Origin of the sequence: Lacrimispora amygdalina (genome assembly GCF_003432035.1) — a bacterium.
Lineage (GTDB): Bacteria > Bacillota > Clostridia > Lachnospirales > Lachnospiraceae > Lacrimispora > Lacrimispora amygdalina.
In genome coordinates this window covers 17,809-40,752 of record NZ_QOHO01000013.1, presented here as the reverse complement: position 1 = coordinate 40,752, position 22,944 = coordinate 17,809, and the positions used below count along the sequence as shown (strand labels likewise).

21 protein-coding genes and 2 pseudogenes are annotated in these 22,944 nt (G+C 52.3%); 19 read left to right on the top strand and 4 right to left on the bottom strand.

Going from position 1 to position 22,944, the window contains the following annotated elements; genetic code table 11:
• Nucleotides 1-46 precede the first annotated feature (46 nt).
• From DS742_RS04100 to DS742_RS04090, 3 genes are read right to left on the bottom strand one after another with little or no spacing between them, the layout of a single operon-like run.
• The gene (locus DS742_RS04100) at nt 47-1,072 is read right to left on the bottom strand and encodes a tyrosine-type recombinase/integrase (protein WP_117415755.1); all 1,026 of its coding nucleotides are present in this window, start codon (nt 1,070-1,072) and stop codon (nt 47-49) included.
• The gene (locus tag DS742_RS04095; RefSeq protein ID WP_117415754.1) at nt 1,065-2,033 is read right to left on the bottom strand and encodes a tyrosine-type recombinase/integrase; all 969 of its coding nucleotides are present in this window, start codon (nt 2,031-2,033) and stop codon (nt 1,065-1,067) included. Before DS742_RS04095 ends, DS742_RS04100 begins: the two co-directional genes overlap by 8 nt.
• The gene (locus DS742_RS04090; RefSeq protein ID WP_117415753.1) at nt 2,030-3,643 is read right to left on the bottom strand and encodes a tyrosine-type recombinase/integrase; all 1,614 of its coding nucleotides are present in this window, start codon (nt 3,641-3,643) and stop codon (nt 2,030-2,032) included. The genes DS742_RS04095 and DS742_RS04090 overlap by 4 nt, the downstream gene beginning before the upstream one ends.
• A gap of 176 nt (nt 3,644-3,819) precedes the next feature.
• Between DS742_RS04090 and DS742_RS30125 the strand changes: the two are divergent.
• The 9 genes and pseudogenes from DS742_RS30125 to DS742_RS04045 form a co-directional block, all read left to right on the top strand.
• A pseudogene (locus DS742_RS30125) lies at nt 3,820-5,346 on the top strand (DNA cytosine methyltransferase); the annotation flags it as partial.
• Nucleotides 5,347-5,912: 566 nt separating this feature from the next.
• Nucleotides 5,913-7,031, top strand: a complete 1,119-nt coding sequence (locus tag DS742_RS04080; RefSeq protein ID WP_170313360.1) for a tyrosine-type recombinase/integrase — start codon at nt 5,913-5,915, stop codon at nt 7,029-7,031.
• Nucleotides 7,028-8,845, top strand: coding sequence for a site-specific integrase (locus tag DS742_RS04075; RefSeq protein WP_117415750.1), 1,818 nt, complete (start codon nt 7,028-7,030; stop codon nt 8,843-8,845). The genes DS742_RS04080 and DS742_RS04075 overlap by 4 nt, the downstream gene beginning before the upstream one ends.
• On the top strand, nt 8,835-10,382 hold the full coding sequence (locus DS742_RS04070; protein WP_117415749.1) for a tyrosine-type recombinase/integrase: 1,548 nt from the start codon (nt 8,835-8,837) through the stop codon (nt 10,380-10,382). The genes DS742_RS04075 and DS742_RS04070 overlap by 11 nt, the downstream gene beginning before the upstream one ends.
• Nucleotides 10,366-10,794: a DUF6262 family protein gene (locus DS742_RS04065; RefSeq protein ID WP_018213979.1), complete on the top strand. Its 429-nt coding sequence runs from the start codon at nt 10,366-10,368 to the stop codon at nt 10,792-10,794. Before DS742_RS04070 ends, DS742_RS04065 begins: the two co-directional genes overlap by 17 nt.
• Nucleotides 10,791-11,000 carry a hypothetical protein gene (locus DS742_RS04060; protein ID WP_018213978.1) on the top strand — a complete coding sequence of 70 codons (210 nt, stop codon included), beginning with the start codon at nt 10,791-10,793 and terminating at the stop codon, nt 10,998-11,000. The genes DS742_RS04065 and DS742_RS04060 overlap by 4 nt, the downstream gene beginning before the upstream one ends.
• A gap of 183 nt (nt 11,001-11,183) precedes the next feature.
• Nucleotides 11,184-11,378, top strand: a pseudogene (locus DS742_RS04055) (DNA cytosine methyltransferase); the annotation flags it as partial.
• Complete coding sequence (locus tag DS742_RS04050) at nt 11,354-11,611, top strand: hypothetical protein (protein ID WP_089608647.1); 258 nt, start codon at nt 11,354-11,356, stop codon at nt 11,609-11,611. The pseudogene DS742_RS04055 and the gene DS742_RS04050, both read left to right, overlap by 25 nt.
• A gap of 2 nt (nt 11,612-11,613) precedes the next feature.
• Nucleotides 11,614-12,201, top strand: coding sequence for a hypothetical protein (locus DS742_RS04045; protein WP_117415748.1), 588 nt, complete (start codon nt 11,614-11,616; stop codon nt 12,199-12,201).
• 47 nt (nt 12,202-12,248) lie between these two features.
• Here the strand turns inward: DS742_RS04045 and DS742_RS04040 are convergent, their stop codons facing one another.
• Nucleotides 12,249-12,686: a hypothetical protein gene (locus tag DS742_RS04040; protein WP_089608645.1), complete on the bottom strand. Its 438-nt coding sequence runs from the start codon at nt 12,684-12,686 to the stop codon at nt 12,249-12,251.
• 144 nt (nt 12,687-12,830) lie between these two features.
• Between DS742_RS04040 and DS742_RS04035 the strand changes: the two genes are divergently transcribed.
• The 10 genes from DS742_RS04035 (at nt 12,831) to mobP3 (ending at nt 22,864) form a co-directional block, all read left to right on the top strand.
• A complete protein-coding gene (locus DS742_RS04035; RefSeq protein WP_377141484.1) occupies nt 12,831-14,660 on the top strand; it encodes a VirB4 family type IV secretion system protein in 1,830 nt (609 codons plus the stop codon).
• Entirely contained in the window at nt 14,660-15,160 is a 501-nt protein-coding gene (locus tag DS742_RS04030; protein ID WP_170313359.1) for a hypothetical protein, read from the top strand. The genes DS742_RS04035 and DS742_RS04030 overlap by 1 nt, the downstream gene beginning before the upstream one ends.
• Nucleotides 15,161-15,172: 12 nt before the next feature.
• The gene (locus DS742_RS04025) at nt 15,173-16,210 is read left to right on the top strand and encodes an amidoligase family protein (RefSeq protein WP_089608644.1); all 1,038 of its coding nucleotides are present in this window, start codon (nt 15,173-15,175) and stop codon (nt 16,208-16,210) included.
• A 12-nt stretch (nt 16,211-16,222) separates the two neighbouring features.
• The gene (locus DS742_RS04020) at nt 16,223-16,726 is read left to right on the top strand and encodes a gamma-glutamylcyclotransferase family protein (protein WP_117415747.1); all 504 of its coding nucleotides are present in this window, start codon (nt 16,223-16,225) and stop codon (nt 16,724-16,726) included.
• A 4-nt stretch (nt 16,727-16,730) separates the two neighbouring features.
• Nucleotides 16,731-18,239 (top strand): peptidoglycan DD-metalloendopeptidase family protein, encoded by a 1,509-nt coding sequence (locus DS742_RS04015; RefSeq protein ID WP_117415746.1) that lies wholly within the window; start codon nt 16,731-16,733, stop codon nt 18,237-18,239.
• Nucleotides 18,240-18,262: 23 nt separating this feature from the next.
• Complete coding sequence (locus DS742_RS04010; RefSeq protein ID WP_117415745.1) at nt 18,263-18,637, top strand: DUF3846 domain-containing protein; 375 nt, start codon at nt 18,263-18,265, stop codon at nt 18,635-18,637.
• 13 nt (nt 18,638-18,650) lie between these two features.
• Nucleotides 18,651-18,908, top strand: coding sequence for a DUF6103 family protein (locus DS742_RS04005; protein ID WP_089608640.1), 258 nt, complete (start codon nt 18,651-18,653; stop codon nt 18,906-18,908).
• Entirely contained in the window at nt 18,905-19,177 is a 273-nt protein-coding gene (locus DS742_RS04000; RefSeq protein WP_240082207.1) for a hypothetical protein, read from the top strand. Before DS742_RS04005 ends, DS742_RS04000 begins: the two co-directional genes overlap by 4 nt.
• A 319-nt stretch (nt 19,178-19,496) precedes the next feature.
• Nucleotides 19,497-19,982, top strand: a complete 486-nt coding sequence (locus DS742_RS03995) for a hypothetical protein (RefSeq protein ID WP_367575493.1) — start codon at nt 19,497-19,499, stop codon at nt 19,980-19,982.
• Nucleotides 19,982-22,864 carry a MobP3 family relaxase gene (gene mobP3, locus DS742_RS03990; RefSeq protein WP_117415743.1) on the top strand — a complete coding sequence of 961 codons (2,883 nt, stop codon included), beginning with the start codon at nt 19,982-19,984 and terminating at the stop codon, nt 22,862-22,864. The genes DS742_RS03995 and mobP3 overlap by 1 nt, the downstream gene beginning before the upstream one ends.
• Nucleotides 22,865-22,944 lie beyond the last annotated feature (80 nt).

Here is a 22,944-nt window from a genome sequence, read left to right as displayed (position 1 = left end):
AAGGGTTGTGGTCAAAAACTTCGGGATAACAATATTGGATATTTCATTAGATTAAGCCAGATAATTTGAGAATCATGTCCTCATCGTCAGCCCAGACCGGCACGGGTGGCGGAGCGTTACCTCGAACAATATCAGCTTTGTTAATCGCCGCGCGCTTCATTTCGGTATCTGCGTAAGCATATACTTTGGTTGTTTCCTCACTGGCATGACCGAGATATTCAGAAAGCAGCATCATCGGCATTCCTTGGTGGTACAGGTGCATTGCTCTGGTATGCCTGAGCATATGCGCATGGATATGCGGCGGGACCTCCGGGCAGGCACGGTAAGCTAAATTACCGTATTTTTTGAGAAACAATGCAACCGTATCTGCAGACATTGCCTGCTGTATTCCATGAATAACGGTGTAAAATAAAGGTTTTTCGCTGTTTGTTGCTTCATCCGAGTGGAATGTGCGCAAATATCGCTCACAATGCTGAACTGTTCCGGCAAGCAAAGGTACCGTGCGGGTCTTGCTGCCTTTGCCGTGCAAATAGGCAATGGGATGCTGAACCTTAATGCACAGATCACGAACCTTCATGTCCAAAAGTTCACCGCAACGCGCGGCTGTATCATACATCAGTACCATAAAAAACAGGTTGCGCAACCCGGTTCGTTTTGTCGGATCTGGCTGTTTCAGTAAAACCTCCAACGCTGTTTCCGACAGATACTCTACCACCTTGCTTTGCGGCGTTTTAATCGGAATATTCTGGACGGTTACGCTTAATGCAATCTGCGTGCAGTCGAGCTCCCCGGCGTAATCAAAAAATGAGCGCAATACCATAAGCCGTTGGTTGCGGGTATTGACGCCGCAGTGCCGGTCATTTTCCAGCCAATCAAGAAAATTCAAAATCATTTCTCTGTTCATGGCATCAAATCGTATTTGCTTAATGGATAACCTTTGTTCCGTTCGCAAATACAGAATGAGAAGATTCAGTGCCTGGCGGTAGGATCGAATCGTGTTTTCGCTAAAGCATCTTTGGTTGGGCAGATACTCCAACAGAAAACTTCTGATGGTATTAAAAAAATCATTCATCGCACTCCACCTCCGGCAAAAGATGTTCTGACGCTGAATAATCGAACCCCGTCATTTTTTCAAACAGGCCCGGAACCAAGTGGATATAGTAATATGTGTCGCTTAACTGCGCGTGGCCCATATACGCGCTTAGATACGGCAGCATGGCGGTTACGTCCTTGCCATCACGCATCCACTGGTACAGACGGTGCGTTGCGAATGTGTGCCGGAAGTCATAAAGTCTGGGGGAATGCTCACCGGATGCTCCGATTCCTGCTTTGGCTTTAGCAATGCGAAATGTCTTTTCCAGCCACTCTTTGGTATACAGATTTCCATCGGAATTGGGAAAGAACAGCTCACGTCCCGGCATAAGCCGTGAAACAATTTCATCATATCGCCTGCATATTTCAACAACATCATCCGCCATCATCACAATGCGGCTTTTGTGACCCTTACTCTCCATAATCTCCAAGCGTCCCTTTTCCAAATCCACATCGGCAGTCCGAAGTTTTCGAGCCTCGCAGGGGCGCAGGCCACAGCAATACAATAGCCGGACAAGCGTTGGAAGAACAAAATGGCGGATAGGATAGCCCTTGCGCGGCCGCAGATGGTCTAAAACATCCCATAGTTCAGCGATTTCTTCCTCGCTGTAAATGTGTGGGATGTGCCGCTGACCTTTCTTTGCGAAATTGGGATGGAGCACAAAGGCCAGTTCCCCGCAACGGTTTAGGTAACGAGCAAATTCCCTGACCGGCATTAAGCGATTGCGAAAGGTGTTGTTGCCCTCCGTATCCTTTCGGACAGCCCAAGCCAAGCATATCTCTTTAGTCAAAGCGGTTTCAGAGGGAAACCGGTCAAGGCAGAACCGGTCGAAATCGCGCAGCAGTCGTAACGATTCGTTATACGGAAATCCGACGGCATTCTTTTGCTGTACAAACCCGCACAGACGCTTGTCAAAAAGGCTTTCAAACGTGTATGTCATGCAAAATCACCAACCTTCTCGCAAGGCACAAGCCCCAGAGCGCAGGTTTTCAGGCCTTGCTCATCTACGGAGAGATACGGTTTCACCGAATCAATCTTTGAATGCCCCAAAAGTTGTCGAAGCAATTCAAGCGGTATCTCGCTTTGCAGCAACCGGGTTCCAAACGCCCGTCGGAAGCTGTGGAACCCCCGGTGGGGAATATCTGAAGCAATTTTTGCGCGGTGCAGGTACTTTGTCACAAGGGCGCTGGCGCTGCGGTTGTTAATGGGGCGCAGAGCGCCGGTGTGACACAGGAAAATATACGGCAAATCACTTTCCGGGCGGGCATGGAGCAGATAGTCTGCAATTGCGTTGCCGCTTTCAGGTTCAAGAGGCAGGCTCAGAGGCTTTCTCGTTTTCTGCTGAACAATGCGAATCTCCCGGGCCCGCCAGTCAATGTCCTCCCGTTTGAGATTTACAACATCACAGGCACGCAGACCGGTTTGGGCGGACAAAAGCATCATAGCGTAATCACGCTTACCGACAGCCGTTGCTAAATCTGGTTCATCCAGCAGGCACGCTGTTTCGTCGCCGGTAAAACCCTCTCGGAATACAGTTCTGCGTGCGACCATCTCAGGAACCGCAAGGCTGAGGTTCTCCGGTGTGAAATTGTTTTCATACAAATGCAGGAGAAATATCCGCACGGAAAAGATGGCCGAGTGCAGACCGCCAGTATATCGGGTTGCCATATGGGTTATGGTGTCGCTGACCTCTGCCAAAGTGATGCCGTCAAAGGATATCCTGCCACGCGCTTCCAGTTCAAAGAAAAAGGTGCGTATGGCGCTTCGAGCCGTCTTGACCGTGCTGCCCGCAAGTATGCCGGTACGGTTAGCATTGTCACAGAAATGGAGAAGCAAGGCTGAAAATTCGGGAGTCGGTTCGCGCTGCCCCCAATCTGGAATCTTGCAGAAAGTAATGCCCCCGGTTCGGTACATTTCAGCCAGAAGGTAACTCGCTTTGCGCAGGTTCTGGTATGAAACCCGTGAGGTAAGACCTTGCTCATATTTGCTTCGTATTTCCGCCACTATGTCGGATGACAGTGATTCAGAATAGTGTGCCAGTCCTTGCTCTGTGTGCCTGCGCAAGATGACTGTCATTCCTTCGACCGTATAATGCCGCACTGTCCGTTTCGTCAGCCCCGCTTTGAGAAGCTCTTGCCTTACTCGCCAACTCAGTGCGAAAAGATCGTCGGGGTCGGCCAGTTGTTCAGGTGTTGGCATGTCCAGTTCAACACTTTGGCGCGGTTTTCTCAAAATAGGATTCCAGGGGCGGAGCCCGGTCAACTCCGCTGTACCGGTCTGTGCAAAGTGTTTGAGTAATTCACTCCCACGTCGGACCAGCCGCCATTTCCATTCGGAAAACTCACCCTGTTCAAAATGTTCGCGCTGCTCCAGCACAAAAGTGTCGAGCATTTCGGCGTTCACATCCATAACACCCTGTCGGGTGAAATGGCGAATAATTGCACCAAAACCTGTAACTCGATACCCTTTAACTGTTTTTGCGCTTGCGCCGCTCCTCTCCAGTAGCCTTAGAGACTGCTCGGCGGCCACTTTCAAATTAAATGTGTCCATTTGTTTTACCTCGCATTTTCAGATAGTCAGATGAAACCTGCCTTTTCTATTATGCAATTAAACAATGGACACAATTCTATTATCCCGAAGTTTTTGACCACAACCCCTTTATTTACAAGGGCAACGGCTTAAACTTCGGGATAACTATTTTCTCGGCATAATCTTGATTATCCCGAATTCGGAATAACACTGATTTATCGGTCGCTGGCCAGCGCCGGGGCTTGGCGGGTGAGCGTTCCGGCCTGTTTATGGAGCAGACCCGAATTGCAAAGGAGATGAGAAAAGCCGATGAGCAGCGAAACGTACCAGCTCACCTTGTTCGACCTCGATACCTCGTTTGGGAGAACGTCCCCGGAGCTTTCAGCTCCGCAGACGGCGAGGACTTCAGGGCGGTCATTGAAGAGATCGTCCGCATTAAGTACAGTGCCTGTGATGTGCCTCGACCTGAGTCCGGGCGCTGGGAATCTGCTGGGGCTGCCCTTTTGGGAGATGAATTCAGCTTGGCTTGGAGAGTCATGGACGCTCAATTCTGGGGAGTCGCCCAGCGTCGCCGTCGCATCTTCCTTGTCGCAGATTTTGGAGGTACGACCGCACCCGAAATACTATTTAAGCAAGACGGCCTGTTTGGGAATATTGCGCAGAGCGGAGGCCAGAGGCAAGGAACTGCCGCCCCAGCTCAGGGACGCACTGATGATACAGGCGGGGCTTGCCTGACACCATGGGATGTCCAAAGCCGCCGCATTTTTGAAGAAACTGGGACATGGCCCGCCCTCTACGGCGGCGAAGGCGGCGGGCACGGATATATCCAGACAGAAGAAAAAACAGCGATAGCCTTTGCCGCAAATCAGCGTGATGAGGTACGGGATTTGCACGATGTTGCAGGAGCGATACAGGCCCAGCCGGGGATGAAGCAGCAGACCTTTGTGGCACAGCCGCTGTTCTGCTTAAACGATCAGGGCGGCGAACGGATGGATGTCACCGAGGATGTTTCGTCTACACTGCGCGCCGGTATGGGAGGGCATCCTCCGCTGGTATCTCAGCCCAATTGCATGAACAGCTGGGACACCCAGCAAAGCCGTGTGTTCACGCCGGAGGGTGTGGCTCCTACTCTTGCCGGTGCGGACGGCGGCGGTGGCAGAAACCCGGCAGGGCTGTTGTTTGCGGCAGGGGTTGTCAGCAAGGGGGATGGAGATTGTTTTCTGACTCCCGAAACACACACCTCGCTAACCGGCGGTGGCGGGCAGGCCGGACAGGGCTATCCCTGTGTGCTTACTGCAGGCTTCTGCGGCAATGCCAGTGCCGAAGCCAGAGGAATCGGCTATCAGGCTGAGTATTCCCCTACCATTAAAACGGGCACTGCGCCATCAGTTCTGTGCCTCAACGATCAGGGCGGCAGCCAGATGCACTCCACCGAGGATATCACCGGTACGCTCCGTGCCCAAGAGCATGGACACCAGCCGCTGGTCATGGCAACCCAGCAGGGCGGCGCTGAAATTGGTGAGGGCATTTGTCCGACTATCACGGCAAGTGCCGGTATGAGTGGCAATAACCAGCCGGTGCTGTTTGAAAATCACGGCATCGACAGCCGCTACACCGGCCCGCATGCTGTGGCGCCCACCATGTCCGCCCGGATGGGAACCGGAGGAAACAATGTTCCGCTGGTGGGGAACCCCGTTGCATTTTCCCTTGATTCAAAGGAATCCAACAGCATGAAATCAGCCAATCCCCATTCGGGATGCCGGGAAACGGACGTTGCCAGAACCATTGACACGACAAACCCCGACCCCAGCAAAAACCAAGGCGGCATTGCTATTTTGCAGGAAACCATCTGCATTGCGGGGAACACCATTGACCGGGAGCCGGAAAACGGCGGCAACGGTCTCGGCTGTAAGCCGGACATCAGCTACACCATTACGACCTCCGACCGCCACGCAGTGTGTGAGCCATACCAAGAGGTGGTGGGCGCGCTTTGCCGTGGGGATGAGAAAGGCATCGGCAGCCAGTATGTCAGTCAGAATAAATGCATTGTCGAAAGGCGTAACCTGATTCGCAGGCTGACACCTTTGGAATGTGAACGGTTTATTTAGGAACTATACACGGTAGTTAATTACACGATAGAAAGACGATGTAAAGCCATGTTACTACAGCCTTCTATAAGCGTGTTACAATATCTGTACCTGTAGGGTACTCTGCAGGAATTTTATTGTACATCGTATAGGAGGTTCGTATGGAAAAAGAACAACGAGTTTTCAAGGTGATGCGCGCACTGATGCCAGCACCGTCAGGTGGTGAAAGGGAACTATGGCTGATCACAAGGCACGGCATCCCGTTTTACCAGATCAATGAATGGCTGGACTTGAAGAGCATTCGAAAGATCAGCACCGGAAAGGAGTACGCACACAAGCTTTGTGTATATCTTAACTTTCTGCATGGGCAGGGAATATCGTTTGAGGATGCCGTAACAGATGATGTTATGGCATTTTTAATGCGGCTTATGGGTAGGAGCTATGAGGACGGAGGCGTTATTCGGCTGCGGGCCCCATTGTCATACAGCACCCTCAGCAAGTATGTCACTGTCATCACCGAATTCTACAAATGGCTCGAACAGACCGGTATGCATCATGTTGAGTTTCAGACAATGGACAATGCGAAGAGGGCCCAAAAATCGTTTCTCTATGGCCAGATCAGTTCTTATGAGTACAAATACATTATTGACCGACACATGTTAAGGCTGACCGCGAAACGGGAGTACATCAAATGGTATACGGATGATGAAGTGGTGACCATCTGCTCCTGTTTTCTGACATTACGCGATCTGGCTATATTTTTGGTCACGCTGGAAGGCTTCAGGATAGACGAAGTACTAAGCATGCAGCTTGAAGATTATGATTCTCAAGCTGGCCGTATCAGTCCGAGCCGGTCAAAAGGTAAACCGGACGCATCTTCGGGAGATTTCAAGCACCGCACTGTCTTTCTTCCGCAATCAACACGTGATGTGCTGGACCGCTATCTTTTGACAGAGAGGTCCCAGGCGGAAACACAATCCGGCCTGCTCAGTCAGACTATCTTTATCAATCTGAAAGCCGGGTGCAGCCAGGGTACTCCCCTTGCATACCGCAATTACTGGGAGATTTTGAAAAAGTGTGCGGCACGGGCGGGTCTTGACAGCAAAAAAATCCGTACCCACAGCGGACGCAGCACGAAAGTCATGCAATTTCTGGAGCATCAGGCGGCGCATCCGGAGAACAACATTTCCGATGCGATGATTTCGGAGCACTTTGGCTGGAAGAGCCTGGATTCTATCGAGCCATACCGCAATTACAACAATCCGATTATCGCCAAGGCGGTGTTTGATAAGCTTCAAAAGGCAAAGGAGGGGCAAAGATGAACTCCTCATTTACAGCATTGGAAGAATCACTGTGCTCTAGAAGCAGCCTACAGCCGGTACTGGATTCTGTCGGAGTATCGGAAATGATCCGGGCTATGGAAAATGCCCCGCCAAATTTGCTCACGGCATACTTTCAGGAGAAAGCAGCAGAATTTACTGTCAGGCGCGAGAACGTTACGAGTTTTAAGCTGCTCCAGGCCGCATTTACAGACAAAAAGCAGGCAAGCAGGTTTTATGGGACACCCATCGCTGATGTAGTTAAAACAATTGCTGACATCGAGTTTGAGAAGCAAAAATCACTTTTCAGGAGGGAAAACCGCCAACAATTGAGTGTCCATAACGATATATGGCAGCTGTTTTATCTAACCGGACCCAATTTGAGGAGCAACAGCTACGATTTCAGCAAGATCCATTGCGTCTCGCTGCGCTTGGAACTGAAATACTTTATGCTGTGGTACCTTCAAGGCCGTAGCGACTATCGGACCCCGGTTCTTGCTGCAGTAATCAAGGGAGTCAATTTCCTCAGCAGCAATAACCCAGGCATCCACTATTTCGCGGATATATCCGATGTGGATGCCCGTCAACTCTACAACTATCTGGAAAACGACTGCTTATCCAAGCACGGCGGCAGACTGTCCGTCAAGTCCGTTGCCAACACCATGCGTGCCTGCGGCCAAATCATAGACTACCTTTGCGGAGACATGCGTGATCCGAGCCTCCGGACACCGATACCGACGGGGAATCCATTTGCAAAGTACCGCTTTTTCAATCTGGACAACATGTCCAGAAATACTGAGATAATCCCCGACCCAGTAGCGGCGGCGATTGAAAAGCATAGTCACGAGTTAAGCGATACACACCGGGTTCTATACAGCATTTTTATCAATACCGGGCTGAGATTGTCGGAAGTCGTACTGCTGAAAGAGGACTGTCTGGCACCATCACGTTTTGAGGGGCTGATGCTCCTGCGCTATGTGCCGCACAAAACATTAAGCGCCCGGCGCAAGCGCGGCATCGGCGATACCTGTGAAATGCTGATCCCTGCTTTTCTGTCAAGAGAAATCACCCGTCAGATTAAGAGAACCCAAAGCCTGCGGGAGGAATATGGTGAGCCGTATATCTTCATTGTGAAAAATGGGAGCCAGCGTCCTTCGCTTCCCTGCGGTGACGGGTTTTGCGATGCGGTAAACAGGCTGATTGCGAAGCACTGCATTACTGATGAAAATGACCACCTCTGGAAGCTGACCACAAGGCAGTTCCGAAAAACCATTGCCGTCATGCTGGTCGAAAGCGGAGCATCCATGACGGAGCTTGCCTACTGGCTGAGCCATCTCTCACGCAAAACCTCAATGAAGTATTACGCCGAGGTTCGAAAGAAGCGGCTTGCTGAAATGAACACTTCCTTTTTTAGAGAAAAATTTGATCTTCTGCTTAACAACGAGCAGCTTGATCAATTCAGCGAAGAACAGCGGCGGCTCTTGTTTGTGGACTTCCGCCTTGAACAGCGCAGGGTTGAATTGGGATTCTGTATGCGCGTTTTTGCCGATGGAGAATGCCGGGAGCGCAGCCGTACGCTAAGCTGTGTAAACTGCAAAAATCTTTGTACAGGCAAACCGTATCTACAGTACTGGATAGCCCTGCGGGATTCCCAGCGCAAGCTCGTGGACGGGCTTGTTGAGTCCTACCGGGAGATGGGGATTGCGGATTACCAGTCATACCGGCAGTATCAGCAGGAAAAAGCGCTGCTTGATTCCTACTCGGATACCGTGACAAAAATCGAGGCAGCTTTTGGAGGTGGTTTGTATGCCAAGTAATGCTGCGGTGCAGGAAAACTTTCAGGAAGATCGTAAAGTGGAATACCGCGCCTTTGTTGCCAGTATTTCAGGCAGCGATTGCTTTGGTGACGACATATGGCACTGCGACAGGCTCAAAAAGCATCCGGCTGACAGATCCTGTGTGCTCCACTTTGTGAATGTCCCGGAACAATTTAAGGAAGCAGCCAAATACTTCATTGTGCTGAAACTGCTTGGAGGCATGCGAGTATCATCAGCCCGGCAGCACGTGATCCGGCTGATATGGTTCCTGCAGTTTCTAGAATTGCAGGGTGAAGAAGATGCTCTGTATTGTTGCACGCCGTCCTTTGTCGCTGGATTTAAAGCATATCTGGATGGGAATTGTACAAAGGAACAGGTAAAAAACGGCATATGGCAAGTCATCAAGAACTTTTTTGATGTCATGCAGGGATGGGAAGGCCGGAAGCTATACAATCATTTCGCCGGAAACCCATTCGTTCAGCCTTTACACTATGACGAAAAGCTGATTCCTCCTTTTGTTGAACGCCAGCTTGACCGGTTATTTCTAATGCCGGAAATACAGCTTCATATTCGGGTCGCGTATTGGATTATGAGGCTTTTTCCCACGCGGGTCAGCGAGGTCTGCGCAATGGAGCCGGACTGCGTCAAGCAGTTTGACGGGCATTTTATTCTGTTCCTCCCCTCATGGAAGCAAAACGGCGGCTACAACCTGGCAGAGATGCGCAGCCTCCACATTGAGTATGAGGGGATTGGGAAATATCTGATAGACCTTTTACATGAGCAGCAGGAAGCGCAGCGTGCCCTATCGCCTTATCTGCCGGAAAATCAGCGGGGACTGCTGCTGGCCTACAAGAAAGCCTGGTACAGATACGGAAAATGGGCCGAAACAGTTGTCCGGAAGCACAATGTCCTGACAGCTACCCCTAACCATATCAACGTGTTCTTCAAACGATACTGCGAAATGTATGATGTCCGTGATGAAAACGGAACCCTATATGTTCTGAAAAGCCACATGCTCAGACACAACGGCATTACAGACCGGCTGGCAGAAGGCTTTACCATAGAGCAGATCGCCCACATGACAGGCCACAAGAACGACCAGATGATTCTCAAATCATACAACCATCTCGACCTGCGTCCGGAGGTTCTTACGGAAAAGCAGAGGCTTGTTTTGGGGGAGTCTGACGAGTCATCTCCGGTTATGTTTCATGGGAGAATCCTGAGCATGAACCCGCAGACGGAGGCCAGGCTGCTGGAAAACCTGCGTGCCCACAGGGTGCGCGGCGGCATATGCAGTGATATTACCGGATGTAAATGCGATATGCAGGCTTGCTTGAACTGCCGCTATTTTATTCCTGAAATCGAGCAGATTCCGTTCTTTGAGGAACAGGCCGAAGCCTGGCGCATAAAAGCGGTGCGGTTCAAAGCCTTTCCTATCATTCAAAAAAATGCCGCTGCAAATGCTGTTCTATATCAGGAGGTTGTAAACAAAATGAAAACATATCTGGAGGTAACTGGCGATGAGAAAAATTCCTGATTCCCTGCTCAATCTACAGCAAAAGCAGCGTGAACAAACGATATCCGCTGTTAAAAGCACGATACAGGAGCTGAAGGCGGAAGGGTGTCCGGTTACCATAAAACGCTTATGCGAACGGACGGGGCTTTCACGTTCGGTATTCAGCAAGCCGCACGTGAAAGCCTTGATGGATGAGGAACTCTTCCATATCCCTGCAAAGACTGTATCCGAAGGGACGCTGGAGAGTCAATATGCGAAGCTACTCCTGCAATTGGAGAAATCCAAGCGCCGGGAAAGCGATCTTAAGTCTGCAAATATTCAATTGCGTGAAACTGTACAGGAATTGCGTTCTGAATGTGAGCTGCTGCGGGGGGAACTTCATTCCCTTATGCAGCGTGGAATGCGGCTTCAAGGAGGGGGTGAGCGAAAATGATATTGAACAGGAAAAAGCTGAGGGCTTGGGAAAAATCCGCGCACATTTTGTTTACCAAAGAGCAGGAGGCTATTATTCTTGAACGGTTTGGCACCGAACCGGGAGATGGGCATGAATGGTCTGAGCAGGATATTGCTGAGCAGATTAGAAAAATTGTGCGCGACAATCCGGCACCACCGCCAAAACTGCCTGATTTTCTGAAATGACATTTCCATATCTCCGCAGCATTGAATACAGCATATGGCCTCGGCCTGTGCTGTATTTTTTATCACCAAACATCACAAAACGGTTTTTCGACCAATATTTTTTGAATCGTGTATGTACACGATTCAAAGCCATGATAATCAGGAGGCGATTCTATCGTGTACACCACAAAAACTAAACAAAATGAACGGCTCCAAGGCTTTCCCGACGGCTGGACGCTGATTCCCGGCGCATCCGACAGCGCCAGATATAAGGCTCTTGGAAATAGTGTGGCGATACCCTGTGTGAGCTTTGTCCTCCGCGGTATCGCCTATTTTTTGCGAAAAATTGATGAAGAACAGGAGGAATCGCCCCCATGTACATCTACCCCGACAACCTAAAATCCAAGGCAACCCTGTGGCTGTGGGAGCTGCGTGACATCGGAATCATCGGCATCGGCTGCCTGATTTCAGTGTTCGCACTCTCACGGCTCGGCTGGCTGCCACCCATTGTCGTGACGGCGGTCTATGCCTTTTTATCCATCCGCTTCGAGGATGTGAGCATCCTTGATTTTATCCGCTACGCCGCCGCTTTCTTTTTTGGAAAGCAGCAGACCTATGAATGGAGGGCGTGAATATGAACCGGAAAAAGAAGCAGGAGGCCAGAGAAAAAGCCTCCACCCGCCAGCTCATGGACATCGAGGGCATCACCGGCCACAGCCTTGTGACTCCCCACGGCGAGCTGGTATTTTTTATGATCAAGCCTACCAATATCAGTGTCCTGTCCGATTCCAGCATCGGAGCAAGGATTTATGCCCTTATGAATGTGCTGAAAGGCATCTCGGATATTGAAATGCTGTGCCTGAACAGCCGGGAAAATTTTGAGGACAACAAAAGCTACCTGAAAGCCAGAATGGACGCCGAGCAGAACCCCGTCATCCGAAAGCTGCTGGCACAGGATCAGACAGCCCTTGACCATATGCAGGTGCAGATGGCAACGGCGCGGGAATTTTTAATCATTATACGGCTTCGGAATGAAAAAGAAAGCGATGTTCAGCCATACCTTTCCCGCATCGAAAAGAGCCTCAAGGATCAGGGCTTCACGGTGCGCAAGGCGGGTGAATCGGACATCAAGCGTCTGCTGGGTGTCTATTATGAGCAGAATGTCACGACCGAGGTGTATGAGGATTACGATGGGGAACGCTGGGTTATTTTGAATGAGTGAACAGATAAACGGAAAGCCGGAAGTATGCACCCCCGGCTTTCCGCAAATCACTTTTCCGCAGATTCATCTAAAACGTGTTTCCCTTTGGGATAAAGAATACTGTCCTTAAATATTCCGTCTCCCCAAATTTCACTTTCAGATAATGTCGTTTCGATTAACTCGATCAGCTGCTTGTTAATGATAACCATGGCGCAGCGATACCCGGCAAAAGGCTGATAAAGCGGCATGACGATTTCTTTCCCATCCAAGGCAGACTCAATATCATTCACCTTAAAAGCAACGTGAGGTTCTTTTTGGATTCTAACATCAAGTGAGGAATTTTCACCGAAAGCATGTAACTCTATTGGAAGGGACAAATCATTTTTCATATCCAACGAGTACATGTCGAACAGAGGACTGTACTTCGTATCCTTATTATCTTTAATGTTTTCTAACGGAACAGGTTTGCCTATGTGATGAAAGGTCATCTGAAAATTATCAATCATATATTTTCTCCTTAATTGAATACAGGGTTTAGAAAATAATTATACCTCACATCTTTATCAAAGTGAACCATTTTACTTCAAGCCGTCACTAATGTGGCGGCTTTTCCTATATTCAAAATCAAAATCAGAAAGGAAGAAATGCCGATGGCAAGAAAAAGAAGTCCTCAATCTCCGCCACAGGAAGATGTAAAAATCAAGGATTTCCTTGACATGATCGCACCGGGCATCATCAAATTCAATACTGATCACTTCCTCTGCGGCAACACCTACCGCTGTGTGTGGGTGCTGCGGGAATACCCCACCACCACAGAGGAACAGGCCATCCTACGCCACCTTGGAGAAAAGGACGGCGTGACCCTGCGCATCTACACCAGACAGGTAACGGCGGCCGAGGAAAAGAAAATCATCCACAACGCCGCCAACAAAAACCGCATGGATAAAAGCAGCACCAACGACCTCCAGCAGACGGTCACCGCCGAGAGCAATTTGCAGGATGTTGTCACGCTGGTGTCCTCCATGCACCGCAACCGGGAGCCGCTCCTGCACTGCGCTGTGTTTCTTGAGCTGACCGCTCACGACTCCGATGCGCTGAAGCTCCTCCAGACCGACGTCCTCACCGAGCTGGTGCGCAGTAAGCTCAATGTGGATCGGCTCATGCTGCGCCAGCGGGAGGGCTTTCTCGCCGTAGGCCCCGCCGGATGGAATGTGTTCGCCAGCCAGTTTGAACGGGTGCTGCCCGCAAGCTCCGTGGCAAACCTTTATCCCTTCAACTACAGCGGCAAGACCGATCCTCATGGATTTTACCTCGGCAGGGACAAATTCGGCTCGAATATCATCGCGGATTTTGACAAACGCGACGATGACAAAACAAATGCCAATGTGCTGATTTTGGGGAACTCCGGTCAGGGCAAGAGCTATCTTCTCAAGCTCATTCTCTGCAATATCCTCGAATCAGGCAAGTCCGTTCTGTGCCTGGACCCCGAGCACGAATATGTGGAGCTGGCAGAAAACCTCGGCGGCTGTTTCATTGACCTTATGTCGGGCCGGTACCGGATTAATCCGCTGGAGCCGAAAACATGGGACGAGGGCGGCAGCCCGGAGGATACCGACGCGCCCCAGGCATTCCGCCAGTCCACCAAGCTCAGTCAGCACATCAGCTTTCTCAAGGATTTCTTCCGATGCTACAAAGATTTTTCAGACCGCCACATTGACGCCATTGAAATCATGCTGGGCAAGCTGTACGAACAATTCGGCATCAGCGACCGCACCGATTTCAGGAGCCTTGGCACCACGGACTATCCCATTTTGTCCGACCTGTATGCCCTGATTGAAGCCGAGTACAAGGGCTATGACAAGACCAAATATCAGCTCTACCCGCCGGAGCTTTTGCAGGAAATCCTGCTGGGGCTCCACTCCATGTGCATGGGCGCGGAGAGTCAGTTCTTCAACGGTCACACCAACGTGACCTCCGACCGCTTCATTGTGTTCGGCGTCAAGGGACTCTTGCAGGCCAGCCGGAACGTGAAGAACGCCCTGCTGTTTAACGTGCTGTCCTTTATGAGCGACAAGCTGCTGACCGAGGGCAACACCGCTGCCGCCATTGACGAGCTGTACCTGTTCCTCACCAACCTGACGGCTATTGAATATATCCGCAATTTCATGAAGCGTGTGCGTAAGAAGGAATCGGCGGTCATCCTTTCGTCGCAGAACTTGGAGGACTTCAACATTGAGCATATCCGGGAGCTGACAAAGCCCCTGTTTTCCATTCCGTCTCATGCGTTTCTGTTTAACGCAGGCAATATTGACAAGCGGTTCTATATCGACTCCCTCCAGCTGGAGGAATCCGAATATAACCTCATCCGCTTTCCCCAGCGGGGCGTGTGCCTTTACAAATGCGGCATTGAGCGGTACAACCTTGCGGTCCACGCTCCGGCGTATAAGGAGAAATTGTTCGGAACGGCGGGCGGCAGATAATGAAGAAGGGAGAAAAAATCATGAACAGACTGCAACAGCAGAAAGAAAACAAATCGGGACTCCTCGAAGATATGCTGTCCTTTATCCGCTACACCCCCAACCGGGAGGCGGATCTTTTAGCGTTTATGGAGAAGTACCAGAAAGCGGACTGCGACGAGCGCCCCGCCATTTTGGAGCAGCTCCGCAGCTGCATGGACGGCAAGGAATACCCCGATCCCTACGCCGGGAGCTACCACTATACCCCGGAGGATGTATCTCTCATGGGCCGGATTCTGGATGATTATATTGACGATCTGATGGAAGCGCAGGGCGATCCCGCCGCCGTTTCAGAGTGTGTGCGGGATACGGTATTGAAAATCAATGCGCTCAACGAGGAATGCGGACGGTATCTCATTGATACATGGCGCAGGGAGCGGCTGTGCGGATTCATCAATTCCGCGGCGGAGCTGGCGGGGCTGGCTCAGGAAAAAGACCTGACCCTGCAGCACAGGATGTGGTAAGGCGGTGGTGAAATGGAACTACAGGGTCAGGATTTTGGAATCGAAATTGAAATGACCGGGCTTACCAGAAGCCGCGCCGCCGAGGTGATTGCCGAATATTTCGGCACCACAAAAGAATATGAGGGCAGCTTCTATGACGCCTATTTTGCAAGGGATACCACCGGCCGCAAATGGAAGGTCATGAGCGACGGCAGTCTGGACTGCCAGCGGAAGGAAGGGCGCAGAAAGGTCAGCGCCGACCGGAACTACAGCGTGGAGCTGGTTAGCCCCATCTGTCAGTATAAGGATATTGAAACAGTGCAGGAGCTGATCCGTAAGCTCCGGGAGGCCGGGGCGTTTGTGAATTCCTCCTGCGGCATCCATATTCACATCAACGCCGCGCCCTTTGACGCGCCGCATCTCCGCAATCTGGTCAACATCATGGCGGCCAAGGAGGATATGATCTACAAGGCGCTGAAGGTTTCGCGGGGGCGGGAAAGCCACTACTGCCGAAAGATTGACCCCGCTTTTTTAGAGCGGCTCAACCGGCAGAAGCCCGCCACCCTCGACCGGCTGAAAAGCCTCTGGTACAACGGCAGGGACGGCAGCCGGGAGCATTATCACGACAGCCGCTACCACTGCCTGAATCTGCACAGTGTGTTCCAGAAGGGCACGGTGGAGTTCCGGGCGTTCAACGGAGAGCTGCACGCCGGGAAAATCAAGGCATACATCCAGTTCTGCCTTGCCATGACCGCGCAGGCGCTCAACCAGCGGTCGGCAAGCCCTACCAAAACCCAATCCAGCAATGAAAAATACACCTTTCGTGTCTGGCTTTTACGTCTCGGCATGATCGGGGATGAGTTCAAAACCGCCCGTAAGCATCTGCTGGATCATCTGGAGGGCTGTATTGCGTGGAAAGACCCGGCACAAGCCCAAAGACAAAAAGAACGGCTGCGGCAAAAGCGGGAGGCGGAGCGCTCCCAGGCGCAGACCCCGCCGGAAGAAGCGGTGCCAGAACCCATTATGGAAGCGGAGGACGATCAGTCCCCCGCTTTTACTATGTCCATGTAGAAGGGAGATCATATGAAAAATAAACTGTATATCGCCTACGGCAGCAATCTCAATCTGCCGCAGATGGCGCATCGCTGCCCATCCGCCAAGGTGGTGGGGGCATCCGAAATCAAGAATTATGCTCTTGTGTTCCGGGGCGGCCGAAGCGGAGCCGTTGCTACCATCGAACCCTGCGAGGGCTCCTCCGTCCCTGTTCTGCTATGGAAAATCACGCCGAAGGACGAGGCGGCGCTGGATGTTTACGAGGGCTTTCCCCGGTTCTATGACAAGGAAATGATGGAGCTGCCGCTGGACGGACAAATGGTGTCCGCCATGGTCTATGTCATGACGCCGGGGCATCGCTTGGGGTACCCATCGGACTATTACTACAACACCATCCGTGAGGGCTACAAAACCGCGGGGTTTGATCCCGCTGTTCTGGAGCAGGCGGTGGACTATACCGAGCAGCTCATGGAGAGTGAGCCGGAGCCGGAACAGCAGAGTCTATTCGGCTTTGGTGAAATGAAATGGTGGTGACGGCATGGCAGATCCCGCAACCATTACAGCGGTTGCCAAGGCCGCCGCTGCCGCGCTCTCTGATGAACGCCTCCGAAAGACCATCGGATGGGTAATCGCTGCCGTCCTGTCCCCGCTGATTTTAGTCATCGTGCTGGTCTGTTCCTTGCTCTCCGGCACCACCAACCACAACAACACAGCTGTGGAGCTGTGCTTTCACGGCGGTGTGATTCCAGCGAGTATGCCTGCGGAGTACCGGGAATACATCGGGGATATGCGCCAAAGCTTCACCCTCATAGACGGCGCTATTGCCAGCGTGAACGCAGAGATGGAGGGCGGCGACAGCCTTGACGATGACCGCGTCAAGGCAATTTTTTATTCTCTGTTCTTCGGCGCAGCGTCCCCCTCCCGGCTGGAGCATCGTAAATATGTGGACTGCTTTGTGACCTATGAAGAACGCACCCGCACCGTGGACAACGGCGACGGCACCACCTCGGAAGAAACCTACACCGTAGCCGTTTCCATTGATTCTCTGCCCACCGTCTACAACAACATCCGCGCACTGCTTGGCAGAGCCATCACCTATGAGGATCAGGCCAACGCCAACGAAATTTATTACCGTGCCCGGTACGGCACCGGCGCACCCATGGAGGGGGACGGCTCCGGGTTGTGGGAGGACTGGGCGCCGGATCAGATAGACGGCTTTTATTCTGATTTGCCTGTCGGAGAAAGGGGCGCAGAGGCTGTCCGGCTGGGGCTTTCCCGCCTTGGCGACCCCTATTCCCAGGAGCTGCGCGGACAGGGCAGCTACACCGACTGCAGCTATCTTGTGCAGTGGGTGTACAAAAAGCTGGGCGTAAATCTGCCCGGCACGGCTGCGGCGCAGGGAAAATATTGCGTAGACAACGGGCTGACGATTCCCAAATCTGGTCTTGCTCCCGGCGATTTGGTGTTCTGGAGCCACAAGCCCAACGGCCGCTTCATGAACATTACCCACGTTGGAATCTATGCCGGGGACGGCAAGGTGGTGGACGCGTCCTCCTCCAGAGGGGAGGTTGTCTACCGGGATTTATTCGATTCCGGCAAGCAGGTGCTGTACACAAGACCCTATGCCGACGCACCGGAAACCTCCAGCTCCGGTCTTATTTCCCCTCTTGGAAAGAGCTGGCGTTCCATGGTGACCTCCGAATTCGGCGGCAGGACGGACCCGCTCACCGGGGAATGGGCGGGACATTCCGGCATTGACCTCGGCGCATCGAAAGGAACCTCCATCCGTGCGGCCAAGGCGGGAACGGTGAAAACCGTTGTCTATGGCAGCACCGGCTACGGCTACTATCTAACCATTGACCACGGCGGCGGGCTGGTGACTTTATATGGTCACTGCTCGGGGATTCTTGTCCGTGAGGGGCAGACGGTGAAAGCCGGGGAAACCGTTGCCAAGGTGGGCTCCACCGGGCGCAGCACCGGAAACCATCTGCACTTCGAGGTGCGGGTGAATGGCGTGAAGCAGAATCCGAGAAATTATCTGCCGTAAAAAGAGAAAGAAGGAATGATTTTATGCGTGAAAACAGGATTAAGGTACTCAAAATTGAGCCGGGGCAGGCGCCCCAAGTCAAGGAAATCCAAAATGACCTTGCCAGCCTGCAGGCGGAGGTTGGAGGGCTGATTGAATGCATCGGCTTTCCAAACGGCTGCGTTGCCGTCTGCAATGAGGAAGGCAAGATAAACGGAATGCTACCCAACAGAAGGCTGGGTGCGGACATTATCTGCGGCCCGTTTTTTGTCTGCGACACCGCCCATGACGGCAACTTTACCTCGCTCGGCAAGAGCAAGATCGCGGAATACAGCCAGCTCTTTGCTGACATTCCAGAATTCACCGGGCAGGAGCCGGAGCTTGAACCCGGCTTCACCTTTATCGGATTTGAGTATTAGGAGGGCTCCCATTATGAAAAAAGAAAGCATTACCATACAAATGGACGGCGAAAAGCTCCGTGCGGTAAAACGCTACATGGAAAAGAAGGACGCGGATCTCACGAAAGAGCTTTGTGATTCCCTGCAGAAGCTCTATGAAAAATATGTTCCGTCTTCCGTCCGGGAATACATTGACGAGGGCATAGAGGGTGAAGCTCCGGCGGAGGCTTCACCCAAAAAGCAGAAAGAAAAAATCAGGCAAACAGCAGAGCCGAGGCAGGAGGAGCAATGATGCAGTATTTTGATAAGCACAGCAATGAGATTAAGGCCGGAATGTTTCTCCGCATGGAGGACGGCAGCATAGAGGAAATATACGCCTGTACTGACGCATACGGCAAAGAGGATCTCGGCATCAATGCCAGCAATGATGAATTTCTGAAACGGCACGGCTTGGGTGAGTTTGACCGGGAATTCTATTCGCTTTCCTCTTTCAGCCTCAGAGAAACAGAACTTTGCCAATCCGAGCCTATCCAAGGTCATTCTGGCATGGAGATGAAGTAGCATACCGCCCACTGCACGTATCCCCCAGCGTTGCCCCCTGTTCGCCCCCGTGTGCCGTTTTCAGGACGGATGTGGCATCCATAACCCATCCCGCCCCAAACGGCAACGTAAAGGCTTTGTGCCGGGCGTTTGGAAAGGCGCACCGGCTCCCGAATCCGGCAGGTCCCCTCGGTCGAAAAAAGAGCGGGATAAAGGCGGGTGGTCGCAAGCGCCCTCCCGCCGTCCACTTCGCCCAGCAGTGCTGGGCGTTTTTCGCACCTTGCCATGAGGTGGTCGGATTGGGGATTTGGCACGGTCAGGGTGGTCGGAATCTGCAAAAATGCAGAAGAGCAAAGGATTTTGTACGGTCACCTCACAGGTGAACACTCACAAAAATGGAGGTTTTACCATGAAAAACAACAAGGAACGAACGGCGGTCTGGCTGTATCCCGAAACCATGGAACGGTTGGACGGCTGGCTGATACAAGATAACTGTAAGAGCCGCAGCGAGTTTATAGAAAAGGCGCTCTGCTTTTACATGGGCTACCTTGGAACGGAGGACACCTCCTCCTATCTTTCCAAGGCCCTGCTTTCCTCCATGGAGGGAACTCTGCAGAAAACTGAAAACCGGGTGGCAAGCAATCTGTTTCGCCTCTCGGTGGAAATCAGTATGATGATGCATCTGCTGGCAACTACGCTGGAGGTTACCGATGAGGAACTGCACCGGCTTCGCGGCCGGTGCGTTGCCGAGGTGAAAAAGACCAAGGGCAAAATCCGTCTGGACGATGCGGTGGATTTCCAGAACGGCATCGAGGCTGAAGAATAATGGCGCGAATCATTCTCAAGTGCCCCTATCTCAAGGGCGGGGAAAAGACCTCCGCCCATTTAAATAACCTCGTCAAATACATTGCCACCCGTGACGGTGTGGAAAAAATGGAGAGTGTCCACCGGCTCTGGCATTCTACCCAAAATCAGCAGGCGCTCATTGTGCAGATACTTCGGGAGTTTCCTGATACCAAGGATTTATTTGAATACGAGGATTACTGTGAGAATCCCAACCGGGGAAATGCCTCGGAGTTTATTTCCATTGCGCTGGAACAGAACCTTGATCAAATCAGCGGGCGGGAAAAATATCTGGACTACATTGCAAACCGTCCCCGCGTAGAAAAGTTTGATACCCACGGTTTGTTTACAGCCGGGAACGCGCCGCTGGTCTTGTCACAGGTTGCGGAGGAAGTGGCCGCCCACACCGGAAATGTGTGGACGCCGATTATTTCCCTGCGCCGGGAGGACGCCGCACGGCTGGGCTATGACAGTGCCCGTGCATGGAAAGCCCTGCTTTCCTCCAAGGCGATGGAGCTGGCCGAAAGCCTGAAAATCCACCCCGACCATCTGAAATGGTATGCGGCGTTTCACAATGAATCGCACCATCCGCATGTTCACATGGTCTGCTACAGTACCGATCCAAGGGAGGGCTACCTTACCAAACAGGGTATCCGCAAAATGAAGTCTTCTCTGGCAAATGAGATTTTCCGTCAGGAGCTGATTCCGCTTTACGGAGAAAAGACTCAGCGGCGGGAGGAGCTAAAGGAACAGGCCGCCGAAGCCATGGGAGAGCTGATTTGCCAGATGAAGGGCGGCGTTTTGGTCAGTGAGCGCATGGAGCAGCTCCTTATCCATCTGGCGGAGCGTCTGCAAACGGTTGGCGGCAAAAAGCAGTATGGCTATCTGAAAGCTGATCTAAAAAATGTGGTGGACGAAATTGTGGATGAGCTTGCCAAGGACAGCCGCATTGCCGAAGCCTACCGCCTGTGGTGGGAGGTCAGGGGCAGGATCGAATCCGTTTACACCGAAACACCCTCCGAGCCGCCGCCCCTTTCCCGCTGTGAGGATTTCAAGCTCATCCGCAATAGGGTCATTCAGGAAGCCCTGAATCTTGGCAGCGGTGCCATGACCTTTGAAGAACCGGTCTCTGTGGAAACCGCTCTGCCGGACGCCACCCCGGATGACGATACACCCGCCGTGGAGTCTGCCCCGGATAGCACACCCGCCGAACCGGAGGATGCTTCCGAACCGCCGCCCGCTCAGTCCTTCAGCAGTGGGAAGAAAGCCCCCACCTCATGGTGGACGGAGGAATACAAGCTGGCAAAGCAACATCTGCATGGCGATGAGGCTGCCGGAATCCCGCAGGATTTTGAAAAAGCCCGTGAACTTTTCCTCGCAGAAGCAGATAAAGAGAATCCCCTGGCACTCTATGATCTTGGTCGTATGACCGCCGACGGGCTTGGGTGCGAAGCGAACGCCGATGCAGCCTATGGCTGGTACGAAAAAGCCCTTGCGGTGTTTCATGCTGCCGAGGAAGAAAAGCCTTGGAAGTACACCGAGTACCGCATCGGCAAAATGGTCGCCGCAGGGCTTGGCACAGAGCAGGACTATTTACAAGCGGCGGACTGGCTCACTCTTTCTGCAAACGAGAAGTACAAATATGCGCAGTATTCCCTCGGCGGCCTGTACTACCACGGCAAGGGTGTGGAGCAGAATCATGAAACCGCCTTTGACCTCTACACCCGTTCGGCAGACCAAAGCTTTCCCTATGCCAACTTTGAGCTTGGTAAAATGCTGCGGGACGGCATCGGTTGCGAAAAAAACAGTGTGGAAGCTGACCGGCGTTTCAAGGAAGCCTTTCTCGGCTTTGTCTTTCTGGAGGAAAAAGGGCACGACGATAAGCTCCAGTACCGACTGGGCTGGATGCTCTTAAACAGCGTCGGCACAGAAAAGGATGAAGCCAACGCCAAGGAATACTTTAAAAAGGCGGCGACGGTGGGAAATCCCTTCGCCTGCTACCAGCTCGCAAAGCTCATTCTTTCCGATGAAACAGCATCTACACCAGAGGTAGAAAAAGCTCTCGGCTATCTCAGGCAGGCAGTGGAGGCTGAAAATCCCTATGCCGCATATTTTCTCGGCAAGCTCTATGAAAAGGGGCAGCACGTTGCGCAGAACACAGCCGAGGCAGCACGGCTCTATACCCTGTCGGCAGAGCAGGACAACGACTTTGCCGCATACCGGCTCGGCAAGCTGTATCTTGGCGGTGAGGGCGTCCTCAAGGATGTGGAAGCGGCTATCCGCTGGCTGACCTTTGCCGCAGAGCGGAAGAATCAGTTTGCCGAATATGTCCTCGGCGTTCTTTATCTCAAGGGGGAGGATGTTCCGAAGGATGTGCCCAAGGCGCTGGGATACCTGAAACGGTCTGCCGGTCAGGGCAACCAATTCGCACAGTACCGGCTGGGCAAGGTTTACCTCATGGGAGAAGATGTGCAAAAGGACATTCCGGCTGCCCTGCAATTCCTGACGGCCGCCGCTGAACAGGGTAATCAATATGCGCAGTACACTCTTGGCAAGCTGTATCTCATGGGAAAAGATATTCCGAGGAATAAAGAATCTGCCGTCCGTTGGTTTACCCTATCGGCGGCGCAGGGCAATCTTTACGCGCAGTTTTTCCTTGACCATATGGACGAGTTCAAAGACCCCTCCGTCCTGCTGGCGGGCACGCGGCTCCTGCATCACATGAGCCGTGTGTTTGCAGACAATGCTCCGCCTCTGAAACCGCCCGGACAGCGCGCCGACCGCAAGCTCCTGCGCAGGCTCCGGGAGAAGAAGCAGGCGCAGGGTCATGCGCGGGACGACCACGAACAGACCATGTCACTCTAAAATGATGGGAGGAACACCATGAAAAAGCAGAAAAAGAAAACCAGGCGGATGCCCATCTTAAAAAATATGTACCCGAAGCC